This is a genomic window from Pseudomonas sp. Irchel s3f19 (genome assembly GCF_900187555.1).
Classification (GTDB): Bacteria; Pseudomonadota; Gammaproteobacteria; order Pseudomonadales; family Pseudomonadaceae; genus Aquipseudomonas; species Aquipseudomonas capeferrum.
Genome location: NZ_FYDW01000002.1, coordinates 494,745 through 510,706, shown reverse-complemented (window position 1 = coordinate 510,706; position 15,962 = coordinate 494,745). Strand labels below are relative to the sequence as shown.

Here is a 15,962-nt window from a genome sequence, read left to right as displayed (position 1 = left end):
TGCAGCGTGGTGGATGCGTTGGCAAGCAAGGGTCGAGCGGTCCCGCCGCTTCCGGTGGGGCGCTTCGTTCCTGCTGGGTGTGCTGGTGTTGGCGCTAGGGTGTGCAGTCCGCCTGCCGGAGCTACGGCAGGCTCAAGCGCAGGTAACTGCGCAGCATAAGCAGTTGAATGAGGCACATGCGGCCAAGGCGGCGCAGGTAGTTGAGCTGGCGCGCGCAGAGGGTTCTCTGGCTGCCGCGCGGCAGGCATTGCAGCTCGCCCTGTGGCAGCTTTCGGCAGGGCAGCGCATGAGTGACTTGCTCGATGCCCTGGCGGCCTCGGGGCATGAATATGGCCTGTTGTTCGAGCGGCTAGACATACATGACGAAGTGAGCCAGGCCGATTACCGAACCACCCCCCTGGATGTGCACGTGGTGGGGCGATACACGGCGTTGCGCCTTTGGCTGGATGACTGGCTGGGCCAGGCGCGGCTGCTGCGCGTCGAAGACATGAGCCTGCATCAAGCCGAGGGGCGGCCTACCGTGTTGCGCTTGCGCCTGAGGGTTCATGCCTACCATGCCGATGCGGCGCCTCCGGCGCCCGCGTCACTGGCGGATTTGCCCGCCAGGGCAGCGGCCATGCCGCCTTTGCTCGACCCGTTCGCCTCTGGTGCGGCGCGAATGCCGCCCGGCGAACTGCGCGGCGTGCCCTTGGCACAGTTGGAAATGGTCGGCAGCCTGGCACGTGGCACAGCGCAGGAAGCCCTGCTGCTGTCCGCAGGGCGGCTGTATCGCGTGCGCCCAGGTGATCGGCTAGGGCGCGATGAAGGTGTTGTGGTGCGTGTCGACGAGCGGCAGGTCGAAGTGCGCGAACGTTGGTTCATGGCCAGTGCCTGGCAAGAACGCACCGCGATACTCACGCTCCGAAAAGCCCTGGACAAGGAGGTCCCGGACCCGCATGAAGAAGCTCTGGAAATGGATGGTGGCGTGGGTCTTGGCGATCCCGCTAGCGTCGGCAACGCCCTACCGGGGTGAGCCGCTGTCGCTGAACTTTCAGGATGTTCAGGTGCGCGCGGTGTTGCAGGTGCTGGCGGACTACGCCGGTGTGAACCTGGTCGCCAGCGACGCGGTGCAGGGCAATATCACCCTGCGGCTTCAGGATGTGCCCTGGGACCAGGCGCTTGATCTGGTGCTGCGCAGCAAGGGCCTGGCCCGTCGCGAAGAGGGTAATGTGCTGCTGGTGGCGCCTGCGGCCGAGCTTGCCGGGCAGTCGCTCGACGCCCGCATGGGCCAGGTGCTGGATGCCCAGTTGCAACCCCTGCAGCGTGAGCTGATGCCGATCCATCACGCCGAAGCTTCAGCGCTCGCGCAACTGCTGCTGGCGACACTGGCGGACGACGGCATCCTGACCGGGCGAGGCAGTTTGAGCGTCGATGCGCGCACCAACACCCTGGTGGCCTACCAACCCGCCGATCGCCTGGACGAGCTACGCCAACTGGTGGCGCAGCTGGATGTGCCGGTGCGCCAGGTGGCGATCGAGGCGCGTATTGTCGAGGCCAGCGTCGATTACGAAAAGAGCCTAGGGGTGCGTTGGGGTGGGCCTTTGTACGATGAGCGCGTGCGGCCAGGCAAGGAGCTGTTCGTCGACCTTGGCGTGGAGCGTGCCGGCTCCAGTGTGGGCCTGGGTGTGCTGCGCGGGGGCATCTTGCTCGACCTTGAACTCAGTGCCATGGAGAAGAGCGGCAATGGCGAAATCATCTCGCAGCCGAAGGTGGTCACGGCCGACAAGGAAACCGCCAGGATCCTCAAGGGCACTGAAGTGCCTTACCAGGAAACCAGCAAGAGCGGCGCCACTTCGGTGTCGTTTCGCGAGGCTTCGCTGTCGCTCGAAGTCACCCCGCAAATCACCCCGGACAACAAGGTCATCATGACCGTCAGGGTGACCAAGGACGAGCCTGACTACGTCAATGCCTTGAACAACGTACCGCCGATCCGCAAGAACGAGGTCAATGCCAAGGTTCGCGTGGCCGACGGCGAGACGATCGTGATCGGTGGCGTCTACTCGACCACGCAAAACAATGTGGTCGACAAGGTGCCATTTTTCGGCGATCTGCCGTATGTTGGGCGGCTGTTTCGACGCGATGTATTACAAGAGAAAAAATCCGAGCTGCTGGTCTTCCTGACTCCGCGTATCATGAGTGACCAGGCGATTGCTGTGAGTCGTTGATTCTGTGCGAAATTTGATACTTGTGGGGCCCATGGGCGCTGGTAAAAGCACCATTGGACGCCTCTTGGCCAAAGAGCTGCGCCTGCTGTTCAAGGATTCCGACAAGGAAATCGAACTGCGATGCGGCGCCAACATCCCGTGGATCTTCGACAAGGAAGGCGAGCCGGGCTTCCGTGACCGTGAGCAGGCGATGATCGCCGAGCTCTGCGCGCTCGACGGCGTGGTGCTGGCCACGGGTGGCGGCGCGGTCATGCGTGATGCCAACCGTCAGGCGTTGTACCAAGGTGGCCGGGTCATCTACCTGCATGCCTCGGTGGAGCAGCAGGTCGGTCGTACCGCACGCGATCGCAATCGCCCGCTGTTGCGCACCGCCAACCCAGAAGCGACCCTTCGCGCCCTGCTCGAAGCCCGCGATCCGCTCTACCGCGAGATCGCCGACCTGGTCGTTGAAACCGATGAGCGGCCACCGCGCATGGTGGTGATCGATATTCTCGAGCGCTTGCAGCAGTTGCCGCCCCGATAAGCCGGGACTATTCTCGGCCACCAGCGCCGAGGCGAGGTTCAACTTACCGCGTGCGTCGCCCAAACGGCGCCGCACCCAAGTACATTGTGGGGATACATGCAGACACTAAAGGTCGACCTGGGCGAGCGTAGCTACCCGATCTACATTGGCGAAGGCCTGCTGGACCAGCCTGAGCTGCTGGCGCCGCATATTGCCGGGCGGCAGGTCGCCATCGTTTCCAATGAAACCGTCGCGCCTCTGTACCTCGAACGCCTGGCCAAGACCCTGGGTGCGTATTCAGTGTTGCCCGTGGTGTTGCCGGATGGCGAAGCCTACAAGAACTGGGAAACGCTGCAGCTGATCTTCGATGGCCTGCTCACCGCGCGACACGACCGCCGCACCACGGTGGTAGCCCTCGGTGGCGGCGTGATCGGCGACATGGCCGGCTTTGCCGCAGCCTGTTACCAGCGCGGCGTCGATTTCATCCAGGTGCCGACTACCCTGTTGTCCCAGGTCGATTCCTCGGTCGGTGGCAAGACCGGCATCAACCACCCGTTGGGCAAGAACATGGTCGGTGCCTTCTACCAGCCCAACGCAGTGCTGATCGATACCACCAGCCTCAAGACCCTGCCAGCGCGTGAACTGTCCGCAGGTCTGGCCGAAGTGATCAAGTACGGTCTGATCTGCGACAAGCCTTTCCTCGGTTGGCTCGAGGACAATATGAATGCCCTGCGTGCCCTGGATTCTGCGGCCCTGACCGAAGCCATCAGCCGCTCCTGCGCGGCCAAGGCTGCCGTGGTCGGCGCCGACGAGCGTGAATCTGGCGTGCGGGCGACCCTGAACCTTGGGCATACCTTTGGGCACGCCATCGAAACCCACATGGGCTACGGTGTCTGGCTGCATGGCGAAGCCGTGTCGGCGGGCACGGTGATGGCCCTGGAAATGTCCATGCGCCTTGGCTGGATCGACCAGGCCGAGCGTGATCGCGCAATCCGCCTGTTGCAGGACGCAGGTTTGCCGGTGGTGCCACCACAGGAAATGACCCCGGCGCATTTCATGGAGCATATGGCGGTCGACAAGAAGGTGCTCGACGGTCGTCTGCGTCTGGTGCTGTTGCGCCAGATGGGCGAGGCCGTGATCACCGACGACTATCCGAAAGAGATTCTTCAGGCCACGCTGTCGGCGGATTACCGCGCGATCGTGGCCCAGCTTTGAGGTTGTGACAGCGCAATGACCAGTTTGCATGCCGATGAGGCCTTTCTCGACCATTACCAGTTGAGCCACGATCCGTTCGCGCCCCGCGTGCCCGGTTTCAAGTTCTTCCCTGCCCAGCGCAAGCCGGTGCTGGGCCAGCTGCATCACCTGGCGCGTTACAGCCAGTTGATGCTGGTTGTCACCGGCCCCCTGGGCAGCGGCAAGACCCTGCTCCGCCAGGCCCTGGTGGCCAGCACCAACAAGCAGTCGGTGCAGAGCGTGGTGGTTTCCGCCCGTGGCGCCAGCGATGCGGCCAGTGTGCTTGGCCAGGTCGCGCAGTCGCTGGAAGTCGCCCAGCCTGAGGTCCAGGCTATCTTGTCCAAGGTGGTGCAACTGGCGCTGACCGGGCAGGAAGTGTATTTGCTGGTGGATGATGCGGAACAACTCGACGAGTCGGCACTCCAAGCGTTGCTGGAACTGGCGGCGGGTGTTCCGGAAGGGCGCCCGCACGTGTTCCTGTTCGGCGAATCGTCGCTGATTGCCGGGTTGGATGAGCTCAGCATCGAGGAAGAACGTTTCCACGTCATCGAACTCGCCCCCTACAGCGAAGAAGAGACCCGCGAGTACCTGGAGCAGCGTCTGGATGGCGCCGGCCGGGGCATCGAGGTGTTCACCCGTGAACAGATCGTCGATATCCATGAGCACTCCGACGGTTGGCCTGGCACTATCAACCAGGTTGCCCGTGACACTTTGATCGAAGCCATGATCGCCAGCCGTTCGACGGCCAAGCGACCATCCATGGGGTTGAAAATGCCTAAGAAACACGTGCTCGCGCTGTCCGCTGTGGTCGTGGTCGCCGTTGCTGCCGCGGTTCTCATGCCCAAGAAAGGCGACAAGGCACCTGCCGAGGTGCCGGCCGCCCAGGCTCAGTTGCCCCTCGGTGAAGGCCAGCCAGGTGCTGCCCAGGCCAATAATGGCAACCCGGCCATCGAATTCTCCGGCTCGTCCCAGCCGATGCCACTGCCGTTGGTAGGTCAGTCGCAACCGGTGATGCGCGAGCCACTGGCCCAGGCCGCTGGCATGGGTGATGGCGAAGAAGGCAGCCCGGCGGGCAATACCGCACTGCAGCCTGGCAACCCGCCGACCGTGACCACCATCGCGCCACCGCAAGGTGTGCCGGCTGGCCCGGCCCCGGTACCCGCGCAGCCAATCGCCAGTGCCCCGGTTCAGCCGGTTGCGCCTGCGCCAAAACCCGTTGCAACCCAGCCTGCTAAACCGGTTGCACCTGCCAAGCCTGCCCCGGCGCCGACCCAGGTCGCTAGTGCCAAGCCGGCCGCCAAACCTGCCGAAAAACCAGTCGCCAGTGGCAGCGCCGGTGGGGGTTGGTATGCAGGCCAGAAACCGGGCAATTATGTGGTGCAGATCCTCGGTACCAGCTCTGAAGCCTCGGCCCAGGCGTTCGTCAAGGCCCAGGGTGGCGACTATCGCTACTTCAAGAAAAACCTGCAGGGCAAGCCGCTGTACGTCGTAACTTACGGCAGCTTCGCCAACCGCGACGCAGCGGTTGCGGCAATCAAGAACTTGCCAGCGAAGGTCCAGGCTGGTAAACCTTGGCCACGTACCGTCGCCAGCGTCCAACAAGAGCTGGCCTCGGCCCGCTGATACCTGCCGGGCGGCATCACCCCGCCGCCCAGTTGCTGAGCGAATCCTGACTTTTCGTCTAGCCTGCTGCGCCTGAGCGCGGCAGGCTTTTCTGTCCCAGACTGCCGGCCACAAGCCTCTCTTGCAGTCATGGCTGAAACGCTTCAGACTCCAGCCAAGCCGATATCACGGCGCATGGCGCAAAAACATTCAAAATTGCGACATAAATTTTCAATGGTGAGACATGAAAATTTGTGGGCATCGCTGTCGCTGTGCAACAATGGTTTTCCATGGCCACCGCAAAAAAAGCTGGCATTTGATCGGCGTGGATGGTAAGTGGTTGTTAAAAAAGAGATTTACCTCCGTTGAGAGGTGAACCTGGTGAGAAAGTGTCTATGAAAACAGGTCTGTACCATCCCGAAGAATTCAAGGACAACTGTGGTTTTGGCCTGATCGCCCATATGACGGGCGAACCGAGCCACCACCTTCTGCAAACCGCCATGCAGGCGCTGACGTGCATGACCCACCGCGGCGGTATCAACGCCGACGGCAAGACCGGTGACGGTTGTGGTCTGCTCATGCAGAAGCCCGATCAGTTCCTGCGGGCCGTGGCCCAGGAGCATTTTGCCGTCGAACTGCCCAAGCAGTACGCCGTCGGCATGGTGTTCTTCAACCAGGACCCGGTCAAAGCAGAAGCTGCCCGCGCCAACATGGACCGCGAAATCCTCGCCGCCGGCCTCACGCTGGTTGGCTGGCGCAAGGTCCCGATCGACACCAGCGTGCTCGGTCGCCTGGCCCTGGAGCGCCTGCCGCAGATCGAGCAGGTGTTCATCGGCGGTGAAGGCCTGAGCGATCAGGCATTCGCCATCAAGCTGTTCAGTGCCCGTCGTCGCTCGTCCGTGGCCAACGCCCACGACACCGACCACTACATCTGCAGCTTCTCGCACAAGACCATCATCTACAAAGGCCTGATGATGCCGCGCGATCTCGCGGCGTTCTATCCAGACCTGGATGACCCGCGCCTGCAGACAGCGATCTGCGTGTTCCACCAGCGCTTCTCCACCAACACGCTGCCGAAATGGCCGCTGGCGCAGCCGTTCCGCTTCCTCGCCCACAACGGCGAGATCAACACCATCACCGGCAACCGCAACTGGGCCATGGCCCGTCGCACCAAGTTTGCCAATGACCAGATCCCGGACCTCGAAGAACTCGGCCCGCTGGTCAACCGCGTCGGTTCCGACTCGTCGAGCATGGACAACATGCTCGAACTGATGGTCACCGGTGGCATCGACCTGTTCCGCGGCGTGCGCATGCTGGTACCGCCGGCCTGGCAGAACGTCGAGACCATGGACGCCGACCTGCGCGCCTTCTACGAATACAACTCCATGCACATGGAGCCGTGGGATGGCCCGGCCGGTATCGTCATGACCGAAGGCCGCCACGCGGTGTGCCTGCTCGACCGCAACGGCCTGCGCCCGGCGCGCTGGGTAACCACCACCAACGGCTACATCACCATCGCCTCGGAAATCGGCGTATGGGGCTACCAGCCTGAAGAGGTGATCGCCAAGGGCCGTGTCGGCCCGGGCCAGATCTTCGCGGTGGACACCGAAACCGGCCAGATCCTCGATACCGACGCCATCGACAACCGGCTGAAGTCGCGCCACCCGTACAAGCGCTGGTTGCGTCAGCATGCCACGCGCATTCAGGCGACCCTTACCGACGACCAGGGCGCGGCCAGCTACGACGCTGACCAGCTCAAGCAGTACATGAAGATGTTCCAGGTCACCTTCGAAGAGCGTGACCAGGTACTGCGCCCGCTGGGTGAGCAGGGCCAGGAAGCGGTCGGCTCGATGGGTGACGACACGCCGATGGCCGTGCTGTCGCAGCGCGTGCGTTCGCCGTACGACTTCTTCCGCCAGCAGTTCGCCCAGGTGACCAACCCGCCGATCGACCCGCTGCGCGAAGCGATCGTCATGTCGCTGGAAATCTGCCTGGGCGCCGAGCGCAATATCTTCCAGGAGTCGCCGGAGCACGCTTCGCGAGTGATCCTCAGCTCGCCGGTGATCTCGCCTGCCAAGTGGCGCTCGTTGATGAACCTGGAGCGCGAAGGCTTCGACCGCCAGCTGATCGACCTCAACTACGAGCAAGGTGTCGGCCTGGAAGCGGCTATCCGCAACATCGCCGACCAGGCTGAAGAAGCGGTGCGCGGCGGCAAGACCCAACTGGTACTGAGCGACCGCTACATCGCCCCGGGCAAATTGCCGGTGCACGCTTCGCTCGCCGTGGGTGCGGTGCACCACCGCCTGACCGAACAAGGCCTGCGTTGCGACAGCAACATCCTGGTCGAAACCGCCACTGCCCGTGACCCGCACCACTTTGCCGTGCTGCTGGGCTTCGGTGCCTCGGCCGTTTACCCGTACCTGGCCTATGAAGTGCTGGCCGACCTGATTCGCACCGGCGAAGTGCTGGGCGACCTGGACGAGGTGTTCAAGTACTACCGCAAAGGCATCTCCAAGGGCTTGCTGAAGATCCTGTCGAAGATGGGCATCTCCACCATCGCTTCGTACCGCGGTGCGCAGCTGTTCGAAGCCATCGGCCTGGCCGAAGACGTGGTCGGCCTGAGCTTCAAGGGTGTATCGAGCCGCATCAAGGGTGCGCGTTTCGAAGACTTGGAAAGCGACCAGAAGCTGCTTGCTGCCGAAGCCTGGAGCGCGCGCAAGCCGATCCAGCAAGGTGGCCTGCTCAAGTTCGTCCACGGTGGCGAATACCACGCCTACAACCCGGACGTGGTCAACACCCTGCAGGCCGCTGTGCAGCAGGGCGACTACGCCAAGTTCAAGGAATACACCTCGCTGGTCGACCAGCGCCCGGTGTCGATGATCCGCGACCTGCTCAAGGTCAAAGTGGCTGACCAGCCGCTGGCGATCGAGCAGATCGAGCCGTTGGAGGCCATCCTCAAGCGCTTCGATTCCGCCGGTATCTCGCTGGGCGCATTGTCACCAGAAGCCCACGAGGCGCTGGCCGAGGCCATGAACCGCCTCGGCGCGCGCTCGAACTCCGGCGAGGGCGGTGAAGACCCGTCGCGCTACGGCACGGTGCGCAGCTCCAAGATCAAGCAAGTGGCCACCGGCCGCTTCGGCGTCACCCCGGAATACCTGGTCAACGCCGAAGTGCTGCAGATCAAGGTGGCCCAGGGCGCCAAGCCGGGCGAAGGTGGCCAGCTGCCAGGCGGCAAGGTCAACGGCCTGATCGCCAAGCTGCGCTACGCGGTACCGGGTGTGACCCTGATCTCGCCACCGCCGCACCACGACATCTACTCGATCGAAGACTTGGCCCAGCTGATCTACGACCTCAAGCAGGTCAACCCGCAGGCGCTGGTTTCGGTCAAGCTGGTGGCCGAGGCAGGCGTTGGCACCATCGCTGCAGGCGTGGCCAAGGCCTATGCCGACCTGATCACCATCTCCGGCTACGACGGCGGTACCGGCGCTTCGCCGTTGACCTCCATCAAGTACGCCGGCGCGCCGTGGGAACTCGGCCTTGCCGAAACCCACCAGACCCTGCGCGGCAACGACCTGCGCGGCAAGGTGCGGGTACAGACCGACGGTGGCCTGAAAACCGGCCTGGACGTGATCAAGGCCGCCATCCTCGGCGCCGAGAGCTTCGGCTTCGGCACCGCACCGATGATTGCCCTGGGCTGCAAGTACCTGCGTATCTGCCACCTGAACAACTGCGCCACCGGCGTAGCCACCCAGAACGACAAGCTGCGCAAGGACCACTACATCGGCACCGTCGACATGGTGATCAACTTCTTCACCTTCGTCGCCGAAGAAACCCGCGAGTGGCTGGCCAAGCTGGGCGTGCGCAGCCTGGGCGAGCTGATCGGCCGCACCGACCTGCTCGACATACTGCCAGGCGACACCGAGCGCCAGCAGTACCTGGACCTGTCGCCACTGCTGGGCAGCTCGCACATTCCGGCGGACAAGCCGCAGTTCTGCGAAGTCGACAAGAACCCGCCGTTCGACAAGGGCGAGCTTGCCGAGAAGATGGTCGAGATGGCCATGTCGGCGATCCGCGACCAGTCCGGTGGCGAGTTCAGCCTCGACATCTGCAACTGCGACCGTTCCATCGGCGCGCGTATCTCTGGTGAGATCGCCCGCCTGCACGGCAACCAGGGCATGGCCGCCGCGCCGATCACCTTCCGCTTCAAGGGCACTGCGGGCCAGAGCTTCGGCGTGTGGAACGCCGGTGGCCTGAACCTGCACCTGGAAGGCGACGCCAACGACTACGTCGGCAAGGGCATGACCGGTGGCAAGGTCACCATCGTGCCACCTGCCGGCAGCCCGTTCGAAACCCAGCACAGCGCCATCGTCGGCAACACCTGCCTGTACGGCGCCACTGGCGGCAAGCTGTTTGCCGCCGGTACCGCGGGCGAGCGCTTCGCTGTGCGTAACTCTGGCGCTCACGCTGTTGTCGAGGGCACTGGCGATCACTGCTGTGAATACATGACCGGCGGCTTTGTCTGCGTCCTGGGCAAGACCGGTTACAACTTCGGTTCTGGCATGACGGGCGGCTTCGCCTACGTGCTCGACATGGACAACAGCTTCGTCGACAAGCTCAACCATGAACTGGTGGAAATCCAGCGCATCAGTGGTGAAGCGATGGAGGCCTACCGCAGCCACCTGGCGCGGGTCCTTGCCGAGTACGTGGACGAGACCGGCAGCGAGTGGGGGCGTGAGCTCTCGGAAAACCTGGACGACTACGTGCGTCGCTTCTGGTTGGTCAAGCCCAAGGCGGCCACCCTCAAGCAACTGCTGTCCAGCACCCGCGCCAACCCGCAGTAACAACAACTGCAAGTGGCAAGCCTCAAGCTGCAGGTAATGCAGTGCGAGGCTTGCCGGACCCAAGTGATCGACTTGCAGCTTGCAGCTTCTAGCTTGCGACTGCGGTAAAGAGGTTTTGAAAAATGGCTGAACGTCTGAACAACGACTTCCAGTTCATCGAAGTGGGGCGTAAAGACCCGAAGAAAAAGCTGCTGCGCCAGCGCAAGAAAGAGTTCGTCGAAATCTACGAGCCCTTCAAGCCGCAGCAGTCCGTGGAGCAGGCGCACCGCTGCCTGGGCTGCGGTAACCCGTATTGCGAGTGGAAGTGCCCGGTGCACAACTTCATCCCCAACTGGTTGAAGCTGGTTTCCGAAGGCAACATCCTGGCGGCGGCCGAGCTGTCGCACCAGACCAACACCCTGCCTGAGGTGTGCGGCCGGGTATGCCCGCAGGACCGTCTGTGCGAGGGTGCCTGCACCCTGAACGACGGTTTTGGCGCGGTGACCATCGGCTCGGTGGAGAAGTACATCACCGACACCGCCTTCGCCATGGGCTGGCGCCCGGACATGTCCAAGGTCAAGCCGACCGGCAAGCGTGTTGCCATCATCGGTGCCGGCCCAGCTGGTCTGGGCTGCGCTGACGTGCTGGTACGTGCCGGTGTGACCCCGGTTGTGTTCGATCGCAACCCGGAAATCGGCGGCTTGCTGACCTTCGGCATTCCCGAATTCAAGCTGGAAAAGACCGTGCTGAGCAATCGCCGCGAAGTCTTCACCGGCATGGGCATCGAGTTCCGCCTGAACACCGAGGTGGGCAAGGACATCACCCTGGAGCAACTGCTCGCCGAGTACGATGCCGTGTTCATGGGCATGGGCACCTACACCTACATGAAGGGCGGCTTCCCGGGTGAGGACCTGCCGGGGGTGCATGACGCGCTGGATTTCTTGATCGCCAACGTCAACCGCAACTTGGGCTTCGAAAAGTCGCCTGAAGATTTCGTCGACATGCAGGGCAAGAAGGTCGTGGTACTGGGTGGTGGTGACACCGCGATGGACTGCAACCGCACTTCGATTCGCCAGGGCGCCAAGTCGGTGACCTGTGCCTACCGCCGTGACGAGGCCAACATGCCGGGCTCGCGCAAAGAGGTGAAGAACGCCAAGGAAGAAGGCGTGAAGTTCCTCTATAACCGTCAGCCGATCGCCATTGTCGGCGAGGACAAGGTCGAAGGCGTCAAAGTGGTCGAGACCCGTCTCGGCGAGCCGGATGCCCGTGGCCGTCGCAGCCCTGAGCCGATCCCGGGCTCCGAAGAGATCCTGCCGGCTGACGCCGTGGTGATCGCCTTCGGCTTCCGCCCGAGCCCGGCGCCGTGGTTCGAGCAGTTTGGCATCCAGATGGACAGCCAGGGCCGCGTGGTAGCACCGGAGAAAGGTAAGTTCAAGCACCAGACCAGCAACCCTAAAGTGTTTGCCGGTGGCGACATGGTGCGGGGTTCGGACCTGGTGGTAACGGCCATTTTCGAAGGCCGTACAGCGGCTGAAGGTATTCTGGACTACCTCGAAGTCTGACCGATTGCGGGGGCTGCACAGCAGCCCTTGGCATATTTTGTATACAAAATTGCTTGATCCACGGCACCCAATAGACAAAACGCATGGCCTTGGCCGTGCCTTTTGTGCTGGCGTCTGAGAAAATGCCCGCACTTTTTTGCCGGATGCCGACATGACTGCCCTGAAGAACGATCGTTTCCTGCGTGCACTGCTCAAGCAACCCGTAGACGTCACCCCAGTGTGGATGATGCGCCAGGCCGGCCGCTACCTGCCGGAATACCGCGCCAGCCGCGCCAAGGCCGGTGACTTCATGAGCCTGTGCATGAACCCGCAGTTCGCCTGCGAGGTCACCCTGCAGCCGCTGGACCGCTACCCGCTGGACGCGGCGATCCTCTTCTCGGACATCCTCACCATCCCCGACGCCATGGGCCTGGGCCTGTACTTCGAGACCGGCGAAGGCCCGCGTTTCAAGAAGGTGATCAGCACTCCGGCCGACATCGAAGCGTTGCCGATTCCCGACCCGCAAAAAGACCTGGGCTACGTGATGGACGCGGTCAGCACCATCCGCCGCGAGCTCAACGGCCGCGTGCCGCTGATCGGCTTCTCCGGCAGCCCCTGGACCTTGGCCACCTACATGGTCGAAGGCGGCTCGTCCAAGGACTTCCGCAAGACCAAGGCCATGGCCTACGACAACCCAGAGGCCCTGCACCTGCTGCTGGACAAGCTGGCCCAGTCGGTCACCAGCTACCTCAACGGCCAGATCCTGGCCGGCGCACAGGCGGTGCAGATCTTCGACACTTGGGGTGGCAACCTGTCGGCGGCGGCTTACCAGGAGTTCTCCCTGGCCTACATGCGCAAGATCGTCAGCGGCCTGATCCGTGAGCACGATGGGCGCAAGGTGCCGGTCATCATGTTCACCAAAAACGGTGGCCTGTGGCTGGAGAGCATTGCCGAAGCGGGTGCAGATGCGCTGGGCCTGGACTGGACCTGCGACATCGGTGATGCCCGCCGCCGTGTCGGTGACAAGGTTGCGCTGCAAGGCAACATGGACCCGACCGTGCTGTACGCCAAGCCTGAGGCCATCCGCAAGGAAGTGGCGCGCATTCTGGCCAGCTATGGCAAGGGCACTGGCCACGTGTTCAACCTCGGCCATGGCATTACGCCTGAGGTCGACCCGGAGCACGCCGGTGTGTTCATCAACGCCGTGCATGAGCTGTCGGCGCAGTACCACCAATGATTTGATGCAGCTGCAACAAAGAACCCGGCCTTGATGCCGGGTTTTTTGTTGCATTAAGTTTGAGTTCAGCGATCGTCGTTAATCTGGTCCCATCGAAACCGAAACAGGACCTGATCCTCATGAAAATCCGTTACCTTGCTCTGATCCTCGCTCCCCTGTTCAGCACCGCTGCCCTGGCGGCCAGCTATACCGGCCCGGGTGCCCAGTCGGTGACCACCGTGGCGGCTGCAAACGATGCCGCAGATGACACACCGGTGGTGCTGCAGGGGTATGTGACCAAGAAGGTCAACAACGACGACAAGTACGAGTTCAAGGACAACACCGGCACCATCACCGTCGAAATCGACGATGAAGACCTGCCACCGACCCCATTCAATGACAAGACCAAGGTCAAGCTGACCGGCGAGGTGGAGAAGCACCTGATGAGCCGTGAAATGGATGTGGATATTGTCGAGATCGTCAACTGATCCACGATTTCGGGGCCGCAAGGCGGCCCCTTGTTCAAGGTGTCTTAGGCGCCAACTTGCTCAGGTGCCATGCCACCAGCAACGCTATCGTCAGCAAGCCACCGATGAACAACCCGATCCCGTTCCAGCCCCACTGGTGCCAGAACACCCCGCCCGCCGTCCCCGCCACACTCGACCCCGCGTAATAGCTGAACAGGTACAGCGACGATGCCTGCCCCTTGGCCTTCAATGCCCGTCGCCCGATCCAGCTGCTGGCCACCGAGTGCGCGCCGAAGAAGCCGAAGGTGAACACCAGCATGCCGAGGATCACCATCAGCAGCGGGCTGGCCAATGTCATCAACAAGCCGCTGGCCATCACCACGATACTGACCCAGAACACCTTGCGCCGCCCCAGCTTGTCGGCCAGCGCGCCCACCTGCGCAGAGCTGTAGATACCCGACAGGTACACCACCGACAGCAGGCCGACCAACGCCTGGTTCATGTGGTAAGGCCCTGCCAGCAAGCGGTAGCCGATGTAGTTGAACAGCGTGACGAAGGCCCCCATCAGCAGAAACGCCTCAAGGAACAGCCAAGGCAGCCCGGCGTCCTTGAAGTGCATGACGAAGCCATTCAGCAGGCTACGCGGGTTCGCGGCCTGCGGGCGGAAGTTGCGCGATTCGGGCAATACCTTCCAGAACACCAGCGCCGCGACCAAGGCCAGGCCGCCGATGGTCAGCATCGCCGTGTGCCAGCTGACGAAGTCTATCAGCACCCCGGTGATCAGCCGCCCGCTCATGCCGCCGATGGCGTTGCCACCAATGTACAAGCCCATGGCCAGGCCGATGTGCTGCGGGTGGATCTCTTCGCTCAGGTAAGTCATCGCCACTGCCGCCAGGCCGCTCAGCGACAGGCCGACCAGTGCTCGCGTCGCCAGTACGGCTTCCCAGGTCGGCATCACCGCACTGGCCAGGGTCGACAGGGCCGCACAGACCAGCGCAAAGACCATCACCGGCTTGCGGCCGATGCGGTCAGAGATCGGCCCGGTGATCAACAGGCCGAACGCCAGCATTGCGGTCGAAACCGACAACACCAGGCTGCTCTGGGCCGCGTTGATGGAAAACTCCTGCGACAACAGCGGCATCATCGGCTGCACGCAGTAAAGCAGGGCGAAGGTGGCGAAGCCGCCGCTGAACAGGGCCAGCACAGTCTTCATGAAGGCGGGGGTGCCTTTTTCGATCCACATGTCGTTCAGGGGGGCAGGTTCTGGGTCGGCGGGTAGGGGGGCTACAGCAGTTTTCACGGGCGGGTACCTCTGGCGCAATGAAAAAAGCATATAGCTGGCTAATGATTACATCCAATATATTGTTCGACCTATTTAAGACGTTCTACGACTTGTTTGGAGCCGATAATGGAACTGCGCCATCTGCGTTACTTCATCGCCGTGGCCGAAGAGCTGCACTTTGGCCGTGCGGCCCAGCAGCTGGGCATTTCGCAGCCGCCCTTGAGCCAGCAGATCCAGGCGCTGGAGCAGGAACTGGGGGCTCGCCTGTTCGAGCGTACCAACCGTCGGGTCGAACTGAGTGAGGCGGGGCGGTTGTTTCTGGAAGAAGCCCGCCAAGTGCTGGCGCAAGTCGAAAAGGCGGCCGACGTGGCCCGGCGTGCGCAATTGGGTGAGCTGGGCGAGATGAAGATCGGCTTTACCTCGTCGGCACCGTTCACGTCGAAGATCCCCAAGGCCATCCATGCTTTTCGCCAGCGTTTTCCGGCGGTGCACCTCAACCTCAAGGAAATGAGCAGCCGCGATGTTGCCGAAGCGGTTTTCGACGAGTCGATCGAAGTGGGGCTGATGCGGCCCATGCCATTGCCGGAAGGGCTGGTGGCGACCGAGCTGTTTCGCGAACCGTTGGTGGCGGTGATCAATGCCTCGCATCCATTGGCCGTGGGTACCGAGCAGGGGGTGCACATGGCCTCCCTGGCACCGGAGCCGTTCGTGTTCTTCCCGCGCAGCTATGGCAGCGGGCTGCATGCGCAATTGCTCAGCCTGGCGCGCCACGCGGGGTTCAGCCCGCATTTTGCCCAGGAGGCGGGCGAAGCGATGACCATCATCGGGTTGGTGTCGGCGGGCTTGGGGGTGTCGGTGCTACCGGCGTCGTTCCAGCGCATGCGCATTGAGGGTGTGGTGTATCGCACGCTGCTGGACGAAGGCGCGACGACGGCAGTGTGGCTGGTGCAGCGTGAGCGCGGGGGCTCGGCGATGGCCAAGGCCTTCGCCGAGCTGTTGACCGGGCAAGTGTGGTGAGGTGAATGGCTGGCCATCTTCGCCCGACAATTGCCACTGGCCTTAGCTGCCGAGGCGCCACATACTCGGGCATTCGTT

General features: G+C 62.9%; 11 protein-coding genes. 10 read left to right on the top strand and 1 reads right to left on the bottom strand.

All coding sequences use genetic code 11. From position 1 onward, the window contains the following. The first annotated feature begins 13 nt into the window (after nucleotides 1-13). From CKW22_RS06165 to CKW22_RS06125, 9 genes are all read left to right on the top strand, one after another. Nucleotides 14-1,012: a pilus assembly protein PilP gene (locus tag CKW22_RS06165; protein ID WP_047582198.1), complete on the top strand. Its 999-nt coding sequence runs from the start codon at nucleotides 14-16 to the stop codon at nucleotides 1,010-1,012. After that, nucleotides 936-2,204, top strand: coding sequence for a type IV pilus secretin PilQ (locus tag CKW22_RS06160; protein WP_084213304.1), 1,269 nt, complete (start codon nucleotides 936-938; stop codon nucleotides 2,202-2,204). The genes CKW22_RS06165 and CKW22_RS06160 overlap by 77 nt, the downstream gene beginning before the upstream one ends. A 4-nt stretch (nucleotides 2,205-2,208) precedes the next feature. After that, entirely contained in the window at nucleotides 2,209-2,727 is a 519-nt protein-coding gene (aroK, locus tag CKW22_RS06155) for a shikimate kinase AroK (protein ID WP_033702005.1), read from the top strand. A gap of 96 nt (nucleotides 2,728-2,823) precedes the next feature. Further along, complete coding sequence (gene aroB, locus CKW22_RS06150; protein ID WP_047582202.1) at nucleotides 2,824-3,921, top strand: 3-dehydroquinate synthase; 1,098 nt, start codon at nucleotides 2,824-2,826, stop codon at nucleotides 3,919-3,921. A 15-nt stretch (nucleotides 3,922-3,936) separates the two neighbouring features. Further along, nucleotides 3,937-5,562 (top strand): SPOR domain-containing protein, encoded by a 1,626-nt coding sequence (locus CKW22_RS06145; RefSeq protein WP_033702003.1) that lies wholly within the window; start codon nucleotides 3,937-3,939, stop codon nucleotides 5,560-5,562. Between the two features lie 374 nt (nucleotides 5,563-5,936). Continuing rightward, the gene (gene gltB / locus CKW22_RS06140; protein WP_095063901.1) at nucleotides 5,937-10,382 is read left to right on the top strand and encodes a glutamate synthase large subunit; all 4,446 of its coding nucleotides are present in this window, start codon (nucleotides 5,937-5,939) and stop codon (nucleotides 10,380-10,382) included. A gap of 122 nt (nucleotides 10,383-10,504) precedes the next feature. Beyond that, nucleotides 10,505-11,923, top strand: a complete 1,419-nt coding sequence (locus tag CKW22_RS06135; RefSeq protein WP_033702001.1) for an FAD-dependent oxidoreductase — start codon at nucleotides 10,505-10,507, stop codon at nucleotides 11,921-11,923. A 151-nt stretch (nucleotides 11,924-12,074) separates the two neighbouring features. Beyond that, complete coding sequence (gene hemE / locus CKW22_RS06130) at nucleotides 12,075-13,139, top strand: uroporphyrinogen decarboxylase (protein ID WP_033701999.1); 1,065 nt, start codon at nucleotides 12,075-12,077, stop codon at nucleotides 13,137-13,139. A gap of 119 nt (nucleotides 13,140-13,258) precedes the next feature. Further along, nucleotides 13,259-13,606: a YgiW/YdeI family stress tolerance OB fold protein gene (locus tag CKW22_RS06125; RefSeq protein WP_033701998.1), complete on the top strand. Its 348-nt coding sequence runs from the start codon at nucleotides 13,259-13,261 to the stop codon at nucleotides 13,604-13,606. 34 nt (nucleotides 13,607-13,640) lie between these two features. Here the strand turns inward: CKW22_RS06125 and CKW22_RS06120 are convergent, their stop codons facing one another. Then, nucleotides 13,641-14,828 (bottom strand): MFS transporter, encoded by a 1,188-nt coding sequence (locus CKW22_RS06120; RefSeq protein ID WP_202883864.1) that lies wholly within the window; start codon nucleotides 14,826-14,828, stop codon nucleotides 13,641-13,643. Between the two features lie 165 nt (nucleotides 14,829-14,993). On the opposite strand from CKW22_RS06120, the gene CKW22_RS06115 reads away from it, so the two are divergent. Next, complete coding sequence (locus CKW22_RS06115; protein WP_033701996.1) at nucleotides 14,994-15,884, top strand: LysR family transcriptional regulator; 891 nt, start codon at nucleotides 14,994-14,996, stop codon at nucleotides 15,882-15,884. The last annotated feature ends 78 nt before the right edge of the window (nucleotides 15,885-15,962 follow it).